Here is a 21,977-nt window from a genome sequence, read left to right on the forward strand (position 1 = left end):
CTCCCCGGCTGGCCGAGCCCTAGCATGGAAATCCCGAGCCTGGACCTCGGGTTATTTCCATCAATCGGCCAGACAGGGAAGCCTCATGACCTCAGCCGCTGCAAACACGCCCTCTACGAACGCAAAGCGCCTGGATGAACGTTCAGCGCTGTTCACCGAACTCTACGTCGGTCCCTCATTCAGGGAGACCGCGTCCCACTTGTTGCGCCAGTCGCTGCGAGAACACTACCCAACGCTGGATATTGACCCGGACATCGCCATGGTCGGTACACCCACCTGGCAATTGATCGACAATGAGATCGTCGCCGGCCCCACGCATTATCAGTCGCTCAGTGAAATCCTCGCGATACAGGCCGTCGTGGCCGAGCCCGCCCTGTACATCGAGGGCGAGCACTTTCTCACCCAGCAACCGATCGTCGAACCAGCGGTGCACCTGCCCGTGCGCATCTGTGAAATAGCCAAGACCCTCAACGTGCTGGCCCCGGTCATGCTGCGGGCCTTCCAGCAACAGCTGGTCGATTATTGGAACCAGACCAACGGCAACGGCGCTCACTGGCAGCGACTGTCGAGCGTATTGCGAGCGATCTGGAACGTTGAGACCGCCGATGACTGGAGCGCCACCGAATGCGCCATGGCGCGCACCCTGTTCACGTCCCCCGATAAAGCCGACCGCAAGGGTAAAGACCCCTATAACCTCAAGGCCTGCCTGATTGAAATCGACCGAATCGACGCAGAACAAGTGACACACCGCAATGAGGTGGTGATCGCGGTACTGCTCGGCGAACATGAAGGGCAAACCTCGATCCTCATGCATTCGCTGCTCAAGGGTTATGAAAAATTCCCTTCGCTGGAGCAACTGGGCCATTCGCTGCCTGAGCATTTGCCGGGCTCTACCGCAAAGCAGGAAATCCATTGGCGCCTGTACGAACCCGAGGGCAATTTTTTTGATCAGCAAGCTTGCGCGTTGGTGTCTGTGCTGGTGGAGGCCGTGGGTGACATTGATTTTTCAGACGTGCATCACACCCACGCCGCTGATGTCGCAGTGGGCACGCCGCCCGCCGTCGTCCCCCTTGCGACGGATAAAAGCCCCGACCTTGCGTGGTATCAGAGCCAATTGCCCGATTGGTTGATGAATGCCTCCAACGCAGACCAGGATTTCTTCGCTCGCCACTTGAAGGACCTCGCTGCGCTGCACAGCCAGAACGACGGCCGCTCCTACCTGGACGATATCCCTTCCATCGAAGCGTACGCGTTGAAGATGACCAAAGCGCAAATGCTCAAGGATCATCCTGACAGCGCCAACGTTCCCTTGGATAAAATCCGGCTGGAGGTAAAAAGCCCGGTCATCTGGGGCGCCTTCGTGGTGCCGGGTCAGTTCGACACCAGCACCTTCAGCGTGGCCGAGTTGGCCCTGCAGAATCTGATTGCGCTGCCGACCGGTAATCGCTCTCTCAAGACCGAAAATGGCTTCAACCTGCCCGAATGGTTGGACGCGGATTATGTTGTATCACTGGTCACCGCTGTCGATATCGGCAGCACCTATCCCGCCCTGGTCAAAGAGAAACTGCTGGATGACCCGCAGGAATCCTCGCGCCGTAAAACGCTCTTCAAACAGCACCTGCGTATCCAGCTGCCGATGCAGGCCTTGCAAGCCAAGATTCGCCAGCAGGAAGGTATCGACGAGCGTGGCTACCGTTACGTGGCCGCCGTCTTACAGGACGACCCCACTGACCGTCTAGTGGACGGACAAACCCTTGTGCTCAGGCCATTGGCTTTCCGGCCATTACGGCGCACGTCGGCTTCTTTGGACACGGTGGCTAACATGTATGTGATCGGCCCCGACGACCCGGCGGCGGGACCCTGCCTGCTGTATCGGCCGATGTTCACGCCGGCACTGATGCAGTTCCCGTCACCGGCCAATCTGATCTATGCGATCTCGCAGTCGAGCAGCCTGCGCGAGTCGGTGCTGGCCTGGCTACCGGAAGCCGTGCGCAGCGACTATGCCAATTATGTATTTCCCGGCACGCTGCCATCCCCCTGGCAGGTAGCCGATGCCCTGATAGAGCCCGATAAGCTGTGGACCATGAGCGGGCCCATGACGCTGGGTGAGCAGGTACTCAACGGCGATCGGTTCTACGCGCTGTTCAAAGCCAACGCTGATGCCTTGATCGAACTGGCCGATCGGCAATCGGTCTCCAACGCCGAAAACCGCTGGGCCACCTTCAAGCGCGCCGGTTGGCTGATCTTCAATCTCGTGCTGCCTTTTCTCGGTCGTAGCGTAGGCACGGCGGCGTGGATCTGGCAGGTGGTCGATCAACTGCAGAACTTTATCGAGGCTCAGGAACACGGTGAAAAGCAGGCCGAGTGGTCGGCGCTCACCGATGTGCTCCTCAATCTGGGCATGGCAATCACCTTGCACGTCGCCAGCCGCAGCCACCGCCCCGGTTACCCACGCAAGTCCAGGCCAGCATTGCCGAAGGCGACAACCGCCAAAGACGTCACGGTCAAACAACAGCCGTCGGCATCTCATGAGCTGCCCGCACCTCATTTGCACATCGATGGCGCAATCAAGCGCGCCCCAGGTGAACTCGTCAAACTGCTCGACAGCTTCAAGGTCAGTAAACCGCAAAACCTGGGCACCGTTGAAACTGCCGAAGGCCAGTACCAGTACCTGTACCGCCAGGCGCAGCACTACTACGCCCCCGTGGGGGAGCGCTGGTTCGAGGTGAGCGTCGGCGAGGATGAGCCGGTGGTCATCATCGATCCCAAGAAGCCTGAACGCACAGGCCCGGCATTGATCCACAACGCCAGGGGCCAATGGTTCATCGACACACGCTTGCGCTTGCGCGGCGGCGGCCCCAAGAAACAGCAGCAAAAGTCGCAGACCGACGCGCAGGCCGAGGCCGATAAGGCCCAACAGCGCTTGTCACAATTCGAGCAAGACAAGACGGCCACGCAAGAGCAGCTGCAACAGGCGCGAGTGGCCATGGACGATCCTCAGGCCAGCACGTCGGCCCAGGCCCGCCGTCACACCTACCTGCAGAAACTCGAAACCCAGAGAAACAGCTACGAATCGGCGCTGCAACAACTCAAGATCTTGAACGTCTTCGCGCCGACCGCAACCTATCAGGAGCAAGCCGTTAGCTATGTAGACGCCGAGCTGAAGCTGAGCGAAACCGGGATACGCGAGGCTCAAGTCACCTTTACGCCCAAGCTCGAAGCCGTGCTGGACCAGATCAAGCATCAGATCAGCCACCCGCAGGATCGTCAGATTGACGATGCCCGGGCCCTGACCGATATGAGCCAGGACATGATCGAGCGCCTCAATTACATCGAATCGCGCTTTAATCAACTCAGGGCAATGGGCAAGAAAGGCTTCGAAGCCATTCGCGAGCACCGCAAGCACTTGCCGGCCTACACCGCCCAATACCTCAGGGCCCTGCAGGTAACGATGGCGCGTAACCTGTGCGTGGACGAGAGCAGCACCACCGCACTGGATGCGTGGAATGCCCTCGACCGTATTGTCGACAGCGCCGACCTGACCATCCTGAGTTTTCGTGAAAGTCTGCTGGAGCGCAGCGAGTCGCGGCTGGACGAACGCATCGAAATCCTCGCCAGCCTGGTGGAGCAATTCAACATCATTGATGAACGCCTGCAGGATTTTGCCCAGGAGTTCAACGACGTCGCGCTGACCAGCCCGCTCACACGCCTGCGTGAAAAAGTCCGTGGTTTCTACAACGAAACCGTGGGTCACCTGGAGTTGCTGCACAATGCCCGCGAAGCACTCAGAAGCCGACCCACACCGCCACCCACCCCTCCAAAAACCAGGAAAAAAATCATCTATACGCGCTACAACGGCGTTCTGATTGGGGAGCCCCGCCGCTCAGCCCTAGGCGAGGAAACCGGACTGGTGGATATCAGATCACCGCTCAACGACGAGATCATCGCGACCTTTCACGAAAAACCCGCAGGCATCTGGGTGCAGCGCGAGAGCCCCGTCGAAGCATCGTCCCCCCCTACCCTTGATGTCGCCACCTGCGTCAATCAGGCACAAGATCTGTTAGACCAGTTACAAGCCTTCAAGCAACGTGCCGCCGAGCAAGCGGCCAAGCCGGAACGCAGCGCCATCGGCATCGAATGGCTGTATCACCAGCACGCGCTGAAATTGGAGCAGGCCTCGGCCAACATTGAACAGGCCTTGACCGAAGGCAATATCACCGACAGCCGCCTAGGCTCAGCGGCGGTTGTCAACAAACAACTCAGCGAAGCAGTGCAAGCCCTTTACAGCGAGGCGCGAAGCTACAAGTCGCTGTTAATCAAAAAGCACCCACCCACTGTGCAAGGTGTGGAATGGCTGATGCAAAACAACGAGATCGTCATCAAGAAAACCGTCAAGCGCCGCCGAATCAAAGGCCCTGACAAGGACTATCTGGACGAGTACACCATCAGTAACCGCAACGACCGAAGCGTGCTGTGGTATGCCCATTTCCATTACTCCACCGACTGGGTGCCCGCCAAGGCGTTTTTGCGCGCACGCCTCAAAACGCCACAAGAGCACGGGCGGGGCGAAGAAGCCGATACCCTCAACGGCCTTAGCGAGAAGCAGAAAACCGCGATCTATCTCAGCGAAATCAATCTGGACCAGGCACGACGGTTGTTTTTCAACGTGAAATAAATCACCCACCTGTGGCGAGGGTGCTTGTCCCACACTGAACGGCTGCGCCTCGACGTATCTACCGCCCTCGTCACACCGGCGCTCGCTAACTTGCCGACTCCTGATGCCCGTCCGGGCCATCGAATGCAGAGGAGCGGCACATGCCCAATGACATCGCTAACAACCACCGCCCACCCAGTACCTATGAAGTGCTCACCCAATTGACCACCGGCCCCTCCACCCGGGAAGTCGCCGCCGCCACACTGCGCTCGGCACTCAAGGAGCTGTACCCCACGCTCAACATCGATCCCGACCTGGCCGTGGTGGTCAGCCCTCAATGGCAGGTGGTCGACAACGCCATAGAGCGCGCGCCGCCCTTTGTCGAGTCACTCACTTCGGTGTTGGCACATCAGGCACTGTCCGACGAGAGAGTGACCTACATCGACGGCCAACACTTCCTCACGTTGCAACCGAACGCTGCGGTGCCTGTGCATCTGGCGGTAAAAATCGATGACATCGCCCGCCTGATCAACGAATTGTCCGACCTGCTGTTCACCGCCGCACAGGAACAGCAGTTGGACTTCTGGAACGCCTCCAACGACAGCACCGGTCCGCGCTGGCAGGCCTTTTCCAACACCCTGAAAAAGGTATGGAACATCACTGAAGAGCAAGGCCTGGGTGAACACGAATGCACCATGGCCCGTACGGTTTTCCAGGAACCCGACCGGGCCAGGCGATCGCTGAAAGACCCTTACGACAGCCATGCCTACCTGGTAGATATCGATATCCTCAAGGACGGCCAGCCCCACCACACTAGCTTTCTGGACCTCACCGTATTGGTGGGCGAGCACGACAAGCGCCAGATGGTCCTCACGTACTCGTTGGTGAACGGATACGAGACGTTCGAGTCACTGGACAAGTTCGGCGCCTCGCTGCCCGCGCGCTTGAGTGCGCCAGAGCAGGACACCACCTTGCAATGGCGCCTGTACGAGCCTGACGGCAACTTCTTCGATGCACTGGCCTGCAACTTGATTTCGCTGCAGATCCAAGCCATCGGCAGCCTGGGCGAATCCCGTCTGCCGGAGCAGATGCAGGCCCCCACCCTCGTCCGTATCATGCCCAGCATCGAAGAGATGAGCGACCATCAACTGTCGAATATCCGCGAGGTTCATCAGCAAATTCCAGATTGGCTAGCCTCGGCGACCGACTCTGATACTACCGCTTACAGCCGTTACCTGATCGACATGGCCCTCCTGCATAGCCATTACCATGGGGAGACCTTTCAGGATGGCATCCCTCCTATTCGTGACTATGCCCTGTCACAGTTGCAAAGCCGTATCCGCGCCCCCGAAAAGGACGTGAACCTGAACCTGGAAAAAGTTGAGATTGTGATCGAGAGCCCGGTGCTGTGGGGTACGTTTGTCGTTCCCGGGGCGGTGGATATCACTCGTCGCAGCCTGATCGACCTGGCCCTGGAAAACCTTACCGGCCTGCCCACCGGCAACGCGACGGTGCACTACAACGGCAAGGACAATAACGCACCCGCCTGGCTGACCTACCGTTATCTGAAAGACGTCATCGAAGACATCGACATCGGCCAGTACTACCCAGCCCTGGTCAAACAGAAACTGCTCGATGACCCGCAGCAATCGAGCCACCGACAGCAGCTCTATACCCGCCACCTGCAAATCCAACTGCCGCTGTTGGCCCTGCAGATGAAAATCCGCAATCAGAACGGCATCGATGAGCTCGGTTACCGCTACGTCGCCGCGGTGGTGCACGCCGAGGTACATGAGCGCCATGTCGACGGACAGCCAATCGTCATCCGAAACCTGGCTTTCATGCCCACCCTGCGCCCTGGCCATGAGCAAGATGTGGTCGCCAATATGTTCGTGATCGGCCCGAGGCGTTCCGAGGCTGGCCCCTGCATACTTTATCGACCCCTGATGGAACCGGCCCTGATGCAATTTGCGTCGCGGCAAAACCTGCTATACGCCATCAAACACGAGCACGCCTTGCGCGAGTCGGTGTTGGCTTGGTTGCCTGAAGCACAGCGCTTCAACTATGCCCAATACGTTTTTCCAGACACCCTGCCCTCGCCTTGGACCGTGGTGCGCGCGCTGGTAGAACCGCTCACCGTGCTTTACATGAGCGGCCCGATAACGCTGAGCGATGAAGAAGTGGGTAATGACACCCTGACGACGCTATTCAAGACCAACGCCAATGCGATGGTCGAGTTGGCTACACGCCAGTCAGTGTCCAACGTGCAAAAACGTTGGGCGACGTTGCGACATGCCGGCTGGCAGATATTCAATGCCGCCCTGCCCTTCATGGGCCGCACCCTCGGGGTTGCCGCCTGGATCTGGCAAATCATGGACGATCTGCAAGCTGCCGGGGAGGCGGTGAACAAGGGTGACCAGAGCGCTTCCTGGACAGCGTTGGCGGATGTGTTCCTCAACTTGGGCATGGCACTGACGCTGCACATCGCCCTACGCCACCCGCGCCCGCTCAAGCGATTCGATACCCCCACAACCGAGGCAGAATCCGCGACAACGACGATCGAAACAGCAGGCAAACCGGCTATTACCGAGAAAAAATACACCGCCGTACAACAGGCCACTCTTACCGACAACCAACTGCCCGCCCAGCATCAAGGCGCCGTGCACACCCGCGGTGCCCTGAGCCATAGCCGCCTGGGGCTGGGCACGACACTCGACAGCTTCAACATCGCCAAACCCGAGATGCTGGGCGAACAAGACAAGACCCCCGGTCGTCACCTGAATCTCTATCCGCTTGCAGACAAGTGGTATGCGCCGGTGGGCGAGCGTTGGTTCGAGGTGAAGGTGGATGACAACGACAGCGTCATTATCGTCGACCCCAAGGACCCCTTGCGTACCGGCCCACCGTTGATCGGCAACCTGGCGGGCCAATGGTTTGTCGACGTCCGGCTGCGGCTGCGCGGCGCAGGCCTTCGAAAACAACGCCGAGCCGTCAAGGTCAACCAAACTGAGCGCATCCCGCAACTTAAGGCCCAGCTCAACACCTTTGACGCAGTTGCCGCCAGTAAACAGCTGGACGTACTTGAATCAATGCCTGCGCCGGACGCAACTCCCGGCCCTTCCACCGACCTGCGGCGTGCGTCGTTCATCGGCAAAGTCGATAGCCGGATGACGGAGTACGACGAAGCGATCAGCCAGTTGAAGTCGTTGAGTACCATCGACGCCGTACCTACCTATCAGAGCAATATGAGCGGGTATCTGAAACAACAGGTGCAACTGACACAGCTTGCCTTGCAACAGCAGTTGGTGAGCTACCAAGTTGCCTTGAGGGCGTCATCTTCAATCCTCGAAGCGGAGGTAGACATTGACTACAAACGCCAGGCAAGCACCGCACAAGCCCTGTCCATTCAGAACCAGGCGATCCTCGAGCGATTGACCTTCATAAATGATCGGTTCGACGATCTCGAAGAGCTGGGGGATGCAGGCGCCGCAGTCATTCTGAAAAGCAAGCAGGAGTTACCGCAGCTCAATCTCGATGAACTCAAATCCCTGGAAATCGGCTTGGTCCGTTACCTGTGTATCGATGAAGAGCAGCGCCAGATTCCCGCCACGCTACGTGAACGGATGGGCCAGATCGCCGATACCGCCGAACTCAACGTCGAAAGTTTCAGTGAGATGATGGAACGGGCCGACAGCACGTCGCTGGAGGAGCGTATTGACGTACTCAACAGCCTGGTTGAGCAATTTTCCAGCGCTGATGAACGCCTGCTGGACCTGCATGCCGATTACCCGCAGCACTTGCTCAAAAGCCGTTTGGAAAGTTTTCGCCAGCAGATTGACGAGTTCAAGCAGCGGGCCGTGCACGACCTGGCACAGTTGCTCAGAGAGAGAAAAAACCTGGAGCCCAAACCCGGTAGCTCAAAGGCAAAACCACCACCACGGCGCAAAGTGATCAAAACGCGCCATCACGGCTTGGTGATGGGCGAACCGCGTGAAAGCGACAGTACGCTGGTCGATGTCAAGACAGGCATGACCGGCAAGGTGATCGCCACGTTCCACGAGAAGGCACCCGGTGTTTGGGTCAAGAGGGAGAAAACCCCGTCACAGCAGCCCACGCCTGCCACCGTGGACCTGGACATCAGCATCAACGCAGGCCAAGCGTTGTTGGATGGCGAACAAGCGGAAATCCGCAAATACCAGAGCTTCACCAAGAAACCCTGGCATGCCCCGCAGGACATTCAAGATATGTTCGATGGCTATGCAAGAGACTTGGAAAGAGCCTCAAACAACATCGAAGAAGCCCTGACCCAGCGCAACCTCACCGAAAGCGATCATACTTCCGCCGCCACGACCAACCGCGACCTCAGCGATGCCGCGCAACGCTTCTATCGGCTAGGCAGAAAAACCTACATCGAGATGATCAAGCATCAAGCACCCACCGCCGAGCGTGTCGAGTGGCTGCACAGCCAAGGGCTGATCAGTATCGTCAAGGTCGTCAGCCGCCGTGCCCTGAAAGGGCCCAACAAGGACTATCTGGACGAGTACGAGATTCGCGATAAAGAGAGCGGCACGGTGCTGTGGTATGCGCACTTTCACTATGACGCCAAAGGTGCGGCGCTGGAGGACTTCACCGCAGACCACCTGAAGACCCGCGAACAACAACGCTTAGGAGGTGCTCGCCAGCGTACCGGCCCCAGCGACTGGGACACCATCGAGATTCACCGCCGCAGGATTGGTAAACCACTGGCCACTTCACTGTTCTTCAAAAGCTGAACGCGTTTTACGGCAACCACGCCTGGCGCAAACGGGCCAGCGCTTGTGCGATGTCGGCTTCGGGCACGGCGGCGAAACCCATCACCAGGCCGGCACGCTGGTCCGGCGGTGGGCTGGGGCCGGTCAGCCAATAGCTGCTCAGGCCGTTGATTTCCACACCGGCCGCGTGGGCCTGAGTGAGTAGCGCCTGCTCACGGGCCAGGCTATCCACGCGCACCGTCATGTGCAGCCCCGCCGCCACACTGGGCAAGACGCCGACGCCGGGCAACCCGTCGGGCCAACCGGCCAGCAAGGCATTGCGTCGGCTCAACGCAGCGCGACGCATGCGGCGAATGTGACGCTGGAAATGCCCCGTCGCCATGAACTCGGCCATCACCGCCTGGGTGCTGACTTCGGAATGACGCATATCCACGGCGCGGCGCCGGGTGAAGGCTTGCACCAGGCCTGGTGGCAACACCAGATAACCCAGGCGTAACGCCGGGAACGCCACTTTGCCGAAGGTGCCGACGTACAGCACGCGGCCATTGCGATCCAGCGCAGCCAACGGTGACAGCGGCGCACCACTGTAGCGGTACTCGCCGTCGTAATCGTCTTCCACGATCCAACCGCCTGAACGTTCGGCCCAGGCCAACAGCTCCAGGCGCCGCGCCAGGCTCATCACCACGCCCAGCGGGTATTGATGGGAAGGCGTGACATACGCCACGCGGCAATCATTGAGGGTACTGAGCACCTGGCAATCCATGCCTTCGCCGTCAACCGGCACGCCATGCAGCCGCCCGCCCGCCAAAGCAAATGCGTGGCCGGCCGCGCGATAGCCGGGGTTTTCCACCGCCACACCCTCTCCGGGTTCCACCAGCAACTGTGCACAAAGGCTGATGGCCTGCTGTGCGCCACTGGTGATCACAATTTGTTCAGCCGTGCATTGCATGCCCCGCGAGCTGCGCAGGTACGCGGCGATCAAACCGCGCAGGCGGCCATCGCCTGCCGGGTCGCCATAGCACAGCTGTTCCAGGTCGGGCTTGCGCCAGAACGCCCCATTCAGCTTGGCCCAGACCTCAAACGGGAACAGGTCGAAGGCGGGTACGCCCACCCGAAATGCCCGAGGCGGTCCCAACGGCGGCTGTGGCAGATGGTGGTCTTTCACCCGCGCCAACCCGGCACTGTGGATAACTTCGTCATCCAGATCCTCGGGCAAATTCGCCCATTTTGTGGATAACCCTGGGGATAAGCCTGTTGACAACCCTGTGGATACTTTTGTGGATAATTTTTTGGCCATCGGCAATTGGGCAACATAGGTGCCATCACCGACCCGGCTTTCGATAAACCCCTCCGCGTACAGCTGATCGTAGGCGCGCACCACGCTGTTGCGGGAAATCGACAATGCCGCCGCCAGATCGCGGGTCGCGGGCAGCCGCGTGCCACTGACCAATCGCCCATCCAATACCCGCTGGCGCAGGGCCTCATAAAGCTGGCGCGTGAGGCCCTGGCGGCGGTCCAACTCGATACCGGCAGGGTTGAAGGACAACGGCGGCGAAATGGGCGGCATATTGGACCTATGAAATTAGCGCTAGATGGCTCTTACAACGAACCAATAGCCTGCCTAGGATGCAGGCATTCGCCAAGGAAAATCTCCATGTACACACCCCGCGCCTTTGCTCTCGATGACTTGCCCGAAATCCAGCAACTGATCCAGCACACCCGCTTGGCGCAGTTGGTCACCGTGGGTGAAAACGGCCTGCAAGCCAGCCATTTGCCCTTGCTGCTCAACCCCGATGAAGGTCCCAACGGCACGCTGTACGGCCACTTGGCCAAGGCCAACCCGCAATGGCGCGAGCTGCAAAACGGCAGTGAGGCACTGGTGATCTTCGCGGGTGCCGAGGCCTATATCAGCCCGGCGTTTTACCCCGCCAAGGCCGAGCACGGCAAAGTGGTGCCAACCTGGAACTACATCGCCGTGCACGCCTATGGCAAGCCCGAAGTGTTCAGCGACGCCGAGCGCTTGCTCAAGGTGGTCACGGCTCTTACCGACCGCCATGAAAGCGGCCGCGCCCAGCCCTGGCGTGTCAGCGACGCACCGGCGGACTACATTGACGGCATGCTCAAAGCCATCGTCGGCTTCGCCCTGCCGATCGAGCGCCTGGTGGGCAAACGCAAACTCAGCCAGAACCGCAGCGCCGCCGACATGGCCGGTGTCCGTGACGGCCTGGCCGCCAGTGCCGATGTACGCGACCAGACCCTGGCCCGCTTTATTCCCCAAGGAGTTTCAGAATGAGCTTGATCGACATTCGCCAGGTCAGCGCCGCCGACCACGCCGCCTGGCTGCCGCTGTGGCAGGCGTACTTGAAGTTCTATAACACCGAACTGCCGGACGCCGTCAGCCAGAGCACCTGGCAGCGCCTGATCGACCCCAGCGAGCCGACCCATTCGGCACTGGCCTGGCAGGACGGCAAGGCGGTGGGCATGGTCAACTTCATCTACCATCGCTCCAACTGGAGCATCGAGAACTCCTGCTACCTGCAGGACTTGCTGGTAGACCCGGCCCAACGTGGCACGGGCGTGGGTCGCAAGCTGATCGAATTCGTCTACGCCACCGCCAAGGCCGATGGCTGCTGCAAGGTGCACTGGTTGACCCATGAGACCAACGCCACGGCGATCCAGCTCTACGAGCGCATCGCCGAACGCCCAGGCTTCATTCAATTTCGCAAAGGTCTCTAAGGAGCGCAGCATGACTACTTCCCTCGCCGACTGGAAAGGCGCCCCGGCGCCCACCGCGCACCTGCTTGAAGGGCGCTTTATCCACCTGGAAAAGCTCGACCCGACGCGCCATGCCGACCAACTGTGGCAAGCCCTTGAAGGCCCAGGGGCCGACCCGAAGCTGTGGGATTACTTGCCCTACGGCCCGTTCACCGAACGCAGTGCCTTCGACGCCTGGTTGAACAATCACGCCGCCCACAGCGACCCGTACTTTTTCAGCGTGATCGACCGTGCGACGGGCCAGGTTCAGGGCATCCTCAGCCTGATGTCCATCGTCCCGGCGCAAGGCCGTATCGAAATCGGCCACGTTACCTTCGGCGCGCCGATGCAGCGCTCGCCGAAAAGTACTGAAGCGGTGTACCTGCTGGCCAAGTATGCGTTCGAGCAGGGCTACCGTCGGCTGGAGTGGAAGTGCAACAACGGCAACGCGCGGTCCAAGTACGCGGCCGAGCGGTTGGGGTTCAGTTTTGAAGGGGTGTTCCGCCAGCACATGGTGGTCAAGGGACAGAACCGCGATACGGCGTGGTATTCGATCCTGGATTCGGAATGGCCGAAGGTCGGTGCCGGGTTTGAGGCGTGGTTGTCGGAGGCGAACCAGAGTGATTCGGGCCAGTTGAAGACACTCACAGAGTGTCGGGATTAATGCTCACATCTGTGGGAGCTGGCTTGCCTGCGATACAGACACCTCGGTGTATCAGGCAAAACCCGTTGATGCCATCGCAGGCAAGCCAGCTCCCACAGTTTTGACCAGCGGTGAATCAGTGGGTCAGGCGCTGGGCCAGCACCGCAATATGCTCCGGCCCGATGCCGCAGCACCCACCCAAATGGCTGGCGCCGCGTGCTTGCCAATCCGCCGCCCATTGCAAGTAGCCGGGCGGGTCGAGGTCGTCGCGCAACGGGTCCAGGCCGTCGTTGGCCGTGGCTTCCTTGGGTTGCGGTGGGAAGGCATTGGCGTAGGCGCCAATCTGGATGGCCACGCCCAGTCGGTCGAAGGTCTGGCGGGCAGCATCAATCGCCGCGCCGATCACTTCCGGCTGGCTGCAGTTGAACAGCAATACCTGCACGCCCTGTTGCGCCGCCGCCTCGGCTGCGTCCACCACCGGTTCGCCGGAGCGCAGGCGCGGCACCTCGTCGGTGTCTTCGTCTTTCAAGGTAAACGACAGCCAGAACGGCTTCCCATCTTTAGGCAGCCCGGCATGGATCGCCCGTGCTTCAGCGATCGAGCTCTGGGTTTCCGCCAGCCACAGGTCTACATGCGGGGCCAGGCCGTTCACCAACGGTGTCAGCAACTCACTGACGCGCTCGGCCTGGAACAGATCAGGGCGATAAGAGCCAAACAGCGGCGGCAATGAGCCGGCTACCTGCACGGCTTTACCGGAGGCCTGCACCGCCCGTCGCGCCAACTCGCCGGCCAACGCGGCCAACGCCTGGCCTTCTGCGGCAAACCGCTCTTCGCCAATATGGAACGGCACCACCGCGTAACTGTTGCTGGTGATTACATTGGCACCACTGTCGATGTAGGCCGCGTGCACCGCCTCCACCGCTTGCGGCGCTTCGCTCAAGGCCAGTGCCGACCATTCCGGCTGACGGAACGGCGCGCCACGGCGTTGCAGTTCACGGCCCATGCCGCCATCGAGAATTACTGTGCTTACTGCGCCCATATGCTTTTTACTCATATGCTTATGAAAATAACTCACTATGAGAGTCGTTCTTATAACTATTTAATGCGTACCGTTCGGTTAATAACAACCTCTTTTTTATTCAGGTGTTCGATTTTGAAATTCAGACCGCTGTTGGCCCTGGGCCTGACGATGTTGGCTGCTTCAACCCAAGCCTTTGGCGGTGCCACGCTGGATCGTGTCGAGCAGAAGAAAGAACTGGTCGGCGTGCTGATGGAAAGCTATCCGCCGTTTTCATTTCTCAATGACCAGAACCAGCTCGACGGTTTCGACGTGGACGTGGCCAAGGCCGTGGCACAAAAACTGGGCGTGAAGTTGCGCCTGGAAACCCCGTCCTGGGACGTGATCGCCGCCGGCCGCTGGAGCGGGCGCTACGACATCTGCATCTGCTCCATGACCCCAAGCAAGGCACGCGCCGAGGTGTTCGACTTCCCGGTGGAGTACTACGCCTCGCCGGCCGTGATCGTGGTCAATGCCAAGGACGAGCGCATCCACGAAGCCCGGGACCTGAGCGGCAAGAAAGTCGGCCTCACCAGCGCCTCCAGCTACGAAAGTTACCTGAACAAGAACCTGGTGATCGAAGGCGCCGAAGACACGCAGTTGCAGTACCCGTTCGAGGATGTGCAGATCGCCCCGTACGACACCGACAATGTGGCATTCCAGGACCTGGGCCTGGGCGCCGGCGTGCGCCTGGACGCGATCCTCACCAACCTGGTCACCGCGCAGCCGCGCCTGAGCCAGGACAAGCGCTTCAAGCTCGCCGGTGCGCCGCTGTACTCGGAGCCCAACTCGGTGGCCATCGAGAAAGGCGACCCGCAGTGGGACAGCAAAGTGCGTGAGGTCTTCGCCCAGCTCAAGCAGGACGGCACCTTGAGCGCGCTGTCGCAAAAATGGATCGGCGCCGATATCAGCCGATGAGTTTTCGCCTACGGCTTTACCTGACCTGGGCGGCGCTGTTCGGCCTGTTTGCGAGTTTCTTCCTGAGCTTTGACCTGAAGTTCTCGATCATCCTCGACAAGCTGCCCAACCTGGTCGGCCTGCACCTTGCGCCCAACGGCTTCCTGCAAGGTGCGGCGCTGACGCTGTTCTTGTGCCTGTGCGCCATCGTCACCTCGTCGGTGCTGGGTTTTATCACCGCATTGGGGCGCCTGTCCAAAAGTGCGGTGGCGTTCGGCATCGCCAGTTTCTACGCCTCGTTCTTTCGCGGCACGCCGCTGCTGATCCAGATCTTGTTGATCTACTTGGGCCTGCCGCAACTGGGGCTGGTGCCAGGCGCCATCGTCGCCGGCATCATCGCGCTGTCGCTGAATTACGGCGCCTACCTGAGTGAAATTTTCCGCGCCGGCATCCTCGGCGTGCCCCATGGCCAACGCGAGGCCGCGCTGGCCCTGGGCATGCGCGACAGGGCGATCTTCTGGCACGTGACCCTGCCCCAGGCCATGCGCACCATCATCCCGCCGGCCACCAACCAGTTCATCTCGATGCTCAAGGACTCCTCCCTGATCTCGGTGATGGGCGTGTGGGAAGTGATGTTCCTGGCACAGTCCTATGGCCGCTCGAGCTACCGCTATATCGAGATGCTCACGACGGCGGCGATCATTTATTGGGTGATGTCCCTGGGGCTGGAATTGATCCAGGCGCGCATGGAGCGGCATTTCGGCAAGGGCTACGTGCGGCGCGGTTGACGTGCAGAATGTGCAATATATTGCAGCGCTCAGGCTGAATAGGCTCAAGGATCTGCAATAGATTGCATATTCATTGTCGTCATCTTTTCGACACATTCCTGCAACTCCCCTCCGCTATACAGGTCGACTCGCTTGCCATAACAAGGTCGCCCAGCATGCCCCCGTCTCCACAACGCCTCGCGCTCGCCATCACCCTGTTGGCCGGCGGTGGTTTCATCGAAGCAGCCGCAGCCAAGACCCTGCAGATCGACACGCCTACCACCCAGGGGCAAACCCTGGGTGGCAGTGATACGTTGACCACGTCGGCGCCTGGCAGCATTACAACCTCCGGGGTAGCAGTGACGCTCAAGGACGGCACCCGCAGTGCGGGGGTGGTGGTGACTAACGCGGGCAAGCTGATCTCCAGTGGCGGCCGGGGTATCGACAGTTCGGGCAGTGTCAGCGGGGAGCGCAGGTACAGCATTTACAACCTTGCCGGTGGGGTGATCCAAGGCGCCAATGATGCGTTGCGCATCAACAGTAACGTTGCCAGCGGCAGCGTGCTGATCGACAACAGCGGCACCATTCGCTCGGCCACCGGCCAAGGGCTGGACCTGGATGCGCTGCGCAGCAGTAACGTCACCACCACGATCATCAACCGTGCCGGTGGCTTGATTCGCGGGGAGGCCAGCGACGGCATGAAGACCGGCGCCAACGCTTCTATCACTAACTACGGCGAGATCTCCACTGGCGACACCTTCTCCCGCGATGACAAGTTCGATGGCGTGGACATCGACTCCGCCAGCGGCGTGACGGTCACCAATTACGGCCTGATTTCCGGTGGCCGCCATGGCATCACCACGGACGAGGGCGCCACGCTGACCAACTACGGCACGGTGATCGGCCGCAACGGCTCGGGCTTTGGTTCCGATGGCGACGGCACTGTGGTCAACCACGGCACCATCATAGGCGCGTTCTCCGGCCTGCAACCGGATGGCGACGGTGACGGTGTGGACATCGACAAGATCGCCCATATCGAAAATTACGGTGTTATCCAGGGTGTAGGCGCCGGGGGTGTCGACAAGAACGGCTTCGCCAACGGCAGCGAAGGGATCGCCCTGGGCGGTGGCTCTCTCTACAACGCCAAAGGCGCGCTGATCAGTGGTGCCAGCAATGCCATCTTGGTGGACGACGGCAGCGACGGGCCGGGGCTCGCGGCCACCACCCTGGAGAACCACGGCACGATTGAAGGCCTGGATGGCTTTGGCGTGAAGTTCGTCGGCAACTATGCCGACACGGTCATCAACAGCGGCACCATAAGCGGCAGTAATGGCCTGGCCCTGGATTTGGGCGGCGGCGATGACCAGCTGATCTTGCGTAACGGCAGCCGCTTTATCGGCACGGTGGACGGCGGCAGCGGTTACGACCGACTGACCCTGGACGACGTCGCCGGTGGCAGTTTTGGCGACAGCCGCAACCTCGAACGGTTGGAGGTCAAGCAAGGCACCTGGACGTTGACCGGCCAGGGTGACTTCAGCGACGGCGGCGAGATTTCCAGCGGTGCCACGCTGGTCAACCAAGGCGGCATTGCCGGTAACGTGACGGTCGACGCAGGCGGTGTGTATGCCGGCGGCGGCTCGGTGGGCAGCCTGCTGGTCAACGGCACTCTGCAGACCAACACCGTATTGGGTACCGCCAGCATCAGCCGTGACTTGCGCATGGGCAGCGGCTCGACCCTCGCCTATGGCGTCAACGCCGACGGCAGTAGCGCACCGATCAAGGTCGGCGGCACCGCTTACCTTAATGGGGCGACGCTGACGGTCAACCCCGGCGAAGGCACCTACCCCTGGCAAAGCCACTACAGCGTGCTGCAAGCCGGCAGCATCAATGGCACGTTTGGCAAGGTCACCAGCGACTACGCCTTCCTGACCCCGACCCTGGATTACAGCGCCACTCAGGTCGGCCTTACGTACACCCGTAACGACATCGCCTTCAACCAGTTCGCCAGCACCGGCAACGGCGCCAGCGCCGCCAACAGCCTGGCGGGCCTGGGCACGACCAACCCGCTGTACAACGCCCTGCTCAATACCACCACCGGCACAGCCGGTGCCGCTATCGAGCAACTGGCGGGCAGCAGCACCGCCAACCTCACCAGCGCCACCCTCAATGCCAGTGCGCAAGTGGGCAACAGCATGCTCGCCGCCATGCACAAGGTGGGCGGCGGTGCGGGACTGCTGGTAGGGCTCAATGACAAAGATACACCGGTACTGGCCGCCACAGGTGTGCCCGCCGAGGTGCGCAACCTCAATGACCCGAATGCCCGCGGCCGACTGTGGCTGCAAGGCATCGGCAGCTACGGCAAGCTTGATGGCGAGCACGGCAGCAACGGCTTGACCCAACGCACCAAAGGCACAGTGCTCGGCGCCGATTGGGCGCTGGACAGCGACTGGCGCTTGGGTGTGCTAGGGGGTTACTCCAAGACCGACCTGGACACCACCGGTGTCGACGGCAGCGTCGACAGCTGGCACGCCGGCGTCTATGCCCTGCGCCAGAGCGGCCCATTGGCGTTGCGACTGGGTGCGGCCTACAGCGGGCACCAGGGCGACAGTAAACGCACGCTGGCCTTCAGCGGTTTTAACGACCGCGCCAAAGGCGACTATGACGCCAACAGCCAGCAGGCTTTCGCTGAACTGGGCTACGCCATGGGCAGTGGTCGCTTGAGCGCAGAGCCGTTCGCCAACCTCGGCTACCAGCGCTATCAGCGCGACGGTTACAACGAAAAAGGCGGCGCCGCTGCGTTGCACGTGGAAGGCCAGACCCAGGACAACTTCAGCAGCACCTTCGGCCTGCGCCTGGCGCACCTGAGCCAGCTGGACAACGGCGTTAGCCTCACACCCCGCGCCAGCCTTGGCTGGAAGCACACCTATGGCGATGTCGACAGCACCACACGCCAGGCTTTCCTGGCCGGTGGCACCGCCTTCAATGTGCAAGGCAGCGCCCTGGACCGCGACAGCCTGTTGCTCGAAGCAGGCCTGGACGTAGGCTTATCCGCCCGTCATCGCCTGGGCTTGGGCTATACCGGCGAAGTGGGCAGCAACAGCCGCAACCATGCGCTGACCGGCCAATGGCAGATGAGTTTTTAATCGCACCGTACTAGAGACAACTCCCGCAAAACGGTGGTCGATAGCCTGACAGTTATCCCCCCGCACCTCGCCTAAATTCCCGGCCTCATTCATCAGAGGTTGGGAATTCATGCGCTTTACACTTCAAAGAATCGCGATAGTCATCAGCCTGGCAGTGGCGGCAAGTTTCCAGCCCGCCCACGCGCGAGGCGATATCGAATACAGGCCCTATGGGCACCATCCCTACGACGCCGCCGACTATAGCGAGGCGTTTATACCCAAGTTCGAAGCGCCGCCCATTCCACCGCCCTTCGACGGGTTCCTCACTCAGCAGGCCACTTCGCACAACGGCCTGCAAGTCGCCAAGGTGCTGGAGCCCGCAGTGATTCAACTGGTGGCCTCCGGCGAGTTGGACGCGGAAGACCTCAAGGACCTGCAAAAATCGCTCGAGCAATTGAGCAAGCAACCTGGAGGGATCGGCGCAGCCCTTGAGCAACTGGCCGCCAGCCAAAACGCCAACTTGGCCACCGCAACCCAGGCCACCACCCAGCACCTGAGCCGCCAATTGCTCGCCACCCTGCGCACACTGCCTACTGACGACGACGGCCACTTCTGGGTGCAAGGCCTGGGCAACGGCGGCAGCCTAGACGCACAACACGGTAGCGCCGGCTTGAAACACGATACCCAAGGCCTGTTGCTGGGCGCCGACTGGGCGATCGACCATGCCTGGCGGGTGGGTGTCATGGGCGCCAAGACCTCCAGCCGCTTCGATGCCCCGCGTTATGCCGCCGACCTGGACAGCTGGCACTTGGGCGGCTACGCCGTGCGCCAGGACGGCCCCTTCGCCCTGCGCCTGGGGGCGATCTACAGCAACCATGCCGGGCAGAACAAACGCAGCGTCAGCCTGCTCAATTACCACGACTCGCTCAAAAGCAAATACAACGCCAGCAGCCAGACCCTGTTCTCCGAACTGGGCTATCAATTGGGCAGCGGTGATTCCACTGTCGAACCCTTCGTCGGCCTCGGCTACCAACGCTATCAGCGCGACCGTTTCAAAGAGAGCGGCGGCGTGACCGCATTGAACGTCGGCCCACAAACCCAGCGAAACCTGAACAGCACCTTTGGCCTGCGCCTGGCAACGCTGTATCGCTTCGACAACAACATGAGCCTCACGCCCCACCTCAGCACGAGCTGGAAACACCTCTACGGCGACGTCAACAGCCAGGTCCGCCAAACCTCGCGCTATGCGCCGGGTCTGATCGACGGTTACACCATCACTGGCACCGCCCTGGACCGCGATAGCCTCGACCTGCAAGCGGGCCTGGACCTTGCCTTGTCCAAACAACACAGCGTCGGCCTGACTTACACCAGCCAAGCCGGCAACCATGGCCACGACCAAGGTCTGACCGGCCAGTGGAAAATGAGCTTCTAACCCTGCCAAACACTTAAATTGCAGGCGAAAAAAAAGGGGAGCACCTGCCCCCCCGAGGATTAAACGTCAGTCTCGAAGGCTGTGATCAGCCTTCGATCTCAATCAGGATTTCGCCAGGGTTGACCCGGTCGCCCTTGGCCACATGAACAGCAGTAACCTTGCCGGCAATTGCTGCCTGCACTTCGGTTTCCATCTTCATGGCTTCGGTAATCAGCACGGCCTGGCCGGCCTTGACCACGTCGCCGACCTTGACCAGCACATCAACGATATTGCCCGGCATCGCCGTGCTGACATGGCCCGGTTCGGTCGCGTGCTTGCGCTTGCTGCCGCCGCTGCTGACAAACTCGTTGAGCGGTTCGAACACCACTTCTTCCGGCATGCCGTCGATGGACAGGTAGAAGTGGCGCTTGCCTTCGGCCTTCACGCCGACACCGGTGATATCCACGCGGTAGCTTTCGCCGTGCACGTCGATAACGAATTCGGTCGGTACGCCTTCGCCGCCAGCACGGGCCACGCCGCCCGCTTCCGGGATCGGCAACAGCACTTCAGGAGCCAGGGTGCCGGCGTCGCGTTCTTCGAGGAACTTGCGCCCGATGTCCGGGAACATAGCGTAGGTCAGCACGTCTTCTTCGGACTTGGCCAGTGCGCCGATTTCGCCGCGCAGCTTGGTCATTTCCGGCTTGAGCAAATCCGCCGGGCGCACGTCGATCACGTCTTCGCTGCCGATGGCCTGGCGGCGCAGTTTTTCGTTCACCGTGCCCGGCGCCTTGCCGTAACCGCCTTGCAGATAGAGCTTCACTTCGTTGGTGATGGTCTTGTAGCGCTCACCGGCCAGCACGTTGAAGAACGCCTGGGTGCCGACGATCTGCGAGGTCGGCGTTACCAGCGGCGGGAAGCCGAGGTCTTCACGGACCCGCGGGATCTCGGCCAGCACTTCGCTCATGCGGTTCAGAGCGCCCTGCTCCTTGAGCTGGTTGGCCAGGTTGGAGATCATCCCGCCCGGCACCTGGTTGACCTGCACACGGGTGTCGACGGCGGTGAATTCGCTCTCGAACTGGTGGTACTTCTTGCGCACGGCGTAGAAGTACAGGCCGATCTCTTGCAGCAGCTCCAGGTCGAGGCCGGTGTCGAACTCGCTGCCTTTAAGGGCAGCGACCATCGACTCGGTGCCCGGATGGCTGGTGCCCCAGGCAAAGCTGGAGATGGCCGTGTCGATATGGTCGGCACCGTTTTCGATGGCCTTGAGTTGGCACATCGCGGCCAGGCCGGCGGTGTCGTGGGAGTGGATAAAGATCGGCAGGTTCTGCTCGGCTTTGAGTGCCTTGACCAGTTCGCCAGTGGCGTAGGGCGTGAGCAGGCCAGCCATGTCCTTGATCGCGATGGAGTCGCAGCCCATGGCTTCCAATTGCTTGGCCTGGGCCACGAACGCCTCAACGGTATGCACCGGGCTGGTGGTGTAGGCGATAGTGCCTTGTGCATGTTTGCCAGCGGCCTTGACCGCTTCAATGGCCACGCGCAAGTTACGCACGTCGTTCATTGCATCGAAAATGCGGAACACGTCGATACCGTTGACCGCCGCCTTGGCCACGAAGGCTTTGACCACGTCGTCGCTGTAATGGCGGTAGCCCAGCAGGTTCTGGCCGCGCAGCAGCATTTGCAGGCGTGTGTTAGGCAGCGCGGCGCGCAGTTGGCGCAGGCGCTCCCACGGGTCTTCCTTGAGGAAGCGCACACAGGCGTCGAAGGTCGCGCCGCCCCAGACTTCCAGGGACCAGTAGCCGACTTTGTCGAGCTTGTCGCAGATCGGCAGCATGTCGTCGGTGCGCATGCGGGTAGCCAGCAACGATTGGTGGGCGTCGCGCAGGATGGTGTCGGTTACGAAGATCTTCTTGCTCATTGTTAT

General features: G+C 60.8%; 12 protein-coding genes. 9 read left to right on the forward strand and 3 right to left on the reverse strand.

Features of this window, described 5'->3' with window-relative positions; all coding sequences use genetic code 11:
- The first annotated feature begins 85 nt into the window (after nt 1–85).
- A complete protein-coding gene (locus QK296_RS01760; RefSeq protein ID WP_282390534.1) occupies nt 86–4,675 on the forward strand; it encodes a hypothetical protein in 4,590 nt (1,529 codons plus the stop codon).
- 140 nt (nt 4,676–4,815) lie between these two features.
- The gene (locus QK296_RS01765) at nt 4,816–9,426 is read left to right on the forward strand and encodes a DUF6543 domain-containing protein (protein ID WP_282390535.1); all 4,611 of its coding nucleotides are present in this window, start codon (nt 4,816–4,818) and stop codon (nt 9,424–9,426) included.
- Nucleotides 9,427–9,433: 7 nt separating this feature from the next.
- Here the strand turns inward: QK296_RS01765 and QK296_RS01770 are convergent, their stop codons facing one another.
- Nucleotides 9,434–10,972, reverse strand: coding sequence for a PLP-dependent aminotransferase family protein (locus QK296_RS01770; protein ID WP_003195713.1), 1,539 nt, complete (start codon nt 10,970–10,972; stop codon nt 9,434–9,436).
- A gap of 87 nt (nt 10,973–11,059) precedes the next feature.
- Here QK296_RS01770 and QK296_RS01775 point away from each other — a divergent pair, with 87 nt between their 5' ends.
- Genes QK296_RS01775 through QK296_RS01785 form a run of 3 tightly spaced genes read left to right on the forward strand, consistent with a single transcriptional unit; the run spans nt 11,060 to nt 12,823 of the window.
- Nucleotides 11,060–11,698, forward strand: coding sequence for an FMN-binding negative transcriptional regulator (locus QK296_RS01775; RefSeq protein ID WP_003195715.1), 639 nt, complete (start codon nt 11,060–11,062; stop codon nt 11,696–11,698).
- Nucleotides 11,695–12,141, forward strand: a complete 447-nt coding sequence (locus QK296_RS01780; protein WP_003195716.1) for a GNAT family N-acetyltransferase — start codon at nt 11,695–11,697, stop codon at nt 12,139–12,141. The genes QK296_RS01775 and QK296_RS01780 overlap by 4 nt, the downstream gene beginning before the upstream one ends.
- Before the next feature lie 10 nt (nt 12,142–12,151).
- Nucleotides 12,152–12,823 (forward strand): GNAT family protein, encoded by a 672-nt coding sequence (locus QK296_RS01785; protein WP_282390536.1) that lies wholly within the window; start codon nt 12,152–12,154, stop codon nt 12,821–12,823.
- Between the two features lie 115 nt (nt 12,824–12,938).
- On the opposite strand, the gene QK296_RS01790 is transcribed toward QK296_RS01785, so the two are convergent.
- Nucleotides 12,939–13,841: a homocysteine S-methyltransferase family protein gene (locus QK296_RS01790; RefSeq protein ID WP_282390537.1), complete on the reverse strand. Its 903-nt coding sequence runs from the start codon at nt 13,839–13,841 to the stop codon at nt 12,939–12,941.
- Between the two features lie 114 nt (nt 13,842–13,955).
- Between QK296_RS01790 and QK296_RS01795 the strand changes: the two genes are divergently transcribed.
- From QK296_RS01795 to QK296_RS01810, 4 genes are all read left to right on the forward strand, one after another.
- Nucleotides 13,956–14,777: an ABC transporter substrate-binding protein gene (locus QK296_RS01795; protein WP_169912828.1), complete on the forward strand. Its 822-nt coding sequence runs from the start codon at nt 13,956–13,958 to the stop codon at nt 14,775–14,777.
- Nucleotides 14,774–15,544 (forward strand): amino acid ABC transporter permease, encoded by a 771-nt coding sequence (locus tag QK296_RS01800; RefSeq protein ID WP_003195723.1) that lies wholly within the window; start codon nt 14,774–14,776, stop codon nt 15,542–15,544. Before QK296_RS01795 ends, QK296_RS01800 begins: the two co-directional genes overlap by 4 nt.
- A gap of 155 nt (nt 15,545–15,699) precedes the next feature.
- Nucleotides 15,700–18,666 carry an autotransporter outer membrane beta-barrel domain-containing protein gene (locus tag QK296_RS01805; protein WP_282390538.1) on the forward strand — a complete coding sequence of 989 codons (2,967 nt, stop codon included), beginning with the start codon at nt 15,700–15,702 and terminating at the stop codon, nt 18,664–18,666.
- A gap of 109 nt (nt 18,667–18,775) precedes the next feature.
- The gene (locus QK296_RS01810) at nt 18,776–20,077 is read left to right on the forward strand and encodes an autotransporter outer membrane beta-barrel domain-containing protein (RefSeq protein ID WP_282390539.1); all 1,302 of its coding nucleotides are present in this window, start codon (nt 18,776–18,778) and stop codon (nt 20,075–20,077) included.
- Nucleotides 20,078–20,162: 85 nt separating this feature from the next.
- On the opposite strand, the gene oadA is transcribed toward QK296_RS01810, so the two are convergent.
- Complete coding sequence (gene oadA / locus QK296_RS01815) at nt 20,163–21,971, reverse strand: sodium-extruding oxaloacetate decarboxylase subunit alpha (protein ID WP_094773988.1); 1,809 nt, start codon at nt 21,969–21,971, stop codon at nt 20,163–20,165.
- Nucleotides 21,972–21,977 lie beyond the last annotated feature (6 nt).

Source organism: Pseudomonas sp. AL10 (genome assembly GCF_029960685.1).
GTDB classification, from domain to species: Bacteria; Pseudomonadota; Gammaproteobacteria; order Pseudomonadales; family Pseudomonadaceae; genus Aquipseudomonas; species Aquipseudomonas lactis.

What these genes read in the sequence shown, in the direction of transcription:
- oadA (WP_094773988.1), bottom strand. Translation starts at nt 21,971, where the DNA reads ATGAGCAAGAAGATCTTCGTAACCGACACCATCCTGCGCGACGCCCAC.
- QK296_RS01790 (WP_282390537.1), bottom strand. Translation starts at nt 13,841, where the DNA reads ATGGGCGCAGTAAGCACAGTAATTCTCGATGGCGGCATGGGCCGTGAA.
- QK296_RS01770 (WP_003195713.1), bottom strand. Translation starts at nt 10,972, where the DNA reads ATGCCGCCCATTTCGCCGCCGTTGTCCTTCAACCCTGCCGGTATCGAG.
- QK296_RS01780 (WP_003195716.1), top strand. Translation starts at nt 11,695, where the DNA reads ATGAGCTTGATCGACATTCGCCAGGTCAGCGCCGCCGACCACGCCGCC.
- QK296_RS01785 (WP_282390536.1), top strand. Translation starts at nt 12,152, where the DNA reads ATGACTACTTCCCTCGCCGACTGGAAAGGCGCCCCGGCGCCCACCGCG.
- QK296_RS01765 (WP_282390535.1), top strand. Translation starts at nt 4,816, where the DNA reads ATGCCCAATGACATCGCTAACAACCACCGCCCACCCAGTACCTATGAA.
- QK296_RS01775 (WP_003195715.1), top strand. Translation starts at nt 11,060, where the DNA reads ATGTACACACCCCGCGCCTTTGCTCTCGATGACTTGCCCGAAATCCAG.
- QK296_RS01760 (WP_282390534.1), top strand. Translation starts at nt 86, where the DNA reads ATGACCTCAGCCGCTGCAAACACGCCCTCTACGAACGCAAAGCGCCTG.
- QK296_RS01805 (WP_282390538.1), top strand. Translation starts at nt 15,700, where the DNA reads ATGCCCCCGTCTCCACAACGCCTCGCGCTCGCCATCACCCTGTTGGCC.
- QK296_RS01810 (WP_282390539.1), top strand. Translation starts at nt 18,776, where the DNA reads ATGCGCTTTACACTTCAAAGAATCGCGATAGTCATCAGCCTGGCAGTG.
- QK296_RS01800 (WP_003195723.1), top strand. Translation starts at nt 14,774, where the DNA reads ATGAGTTTTCGCCTACGGCTTTACCTGACCTGGGCGGCGCTGTTCGGC.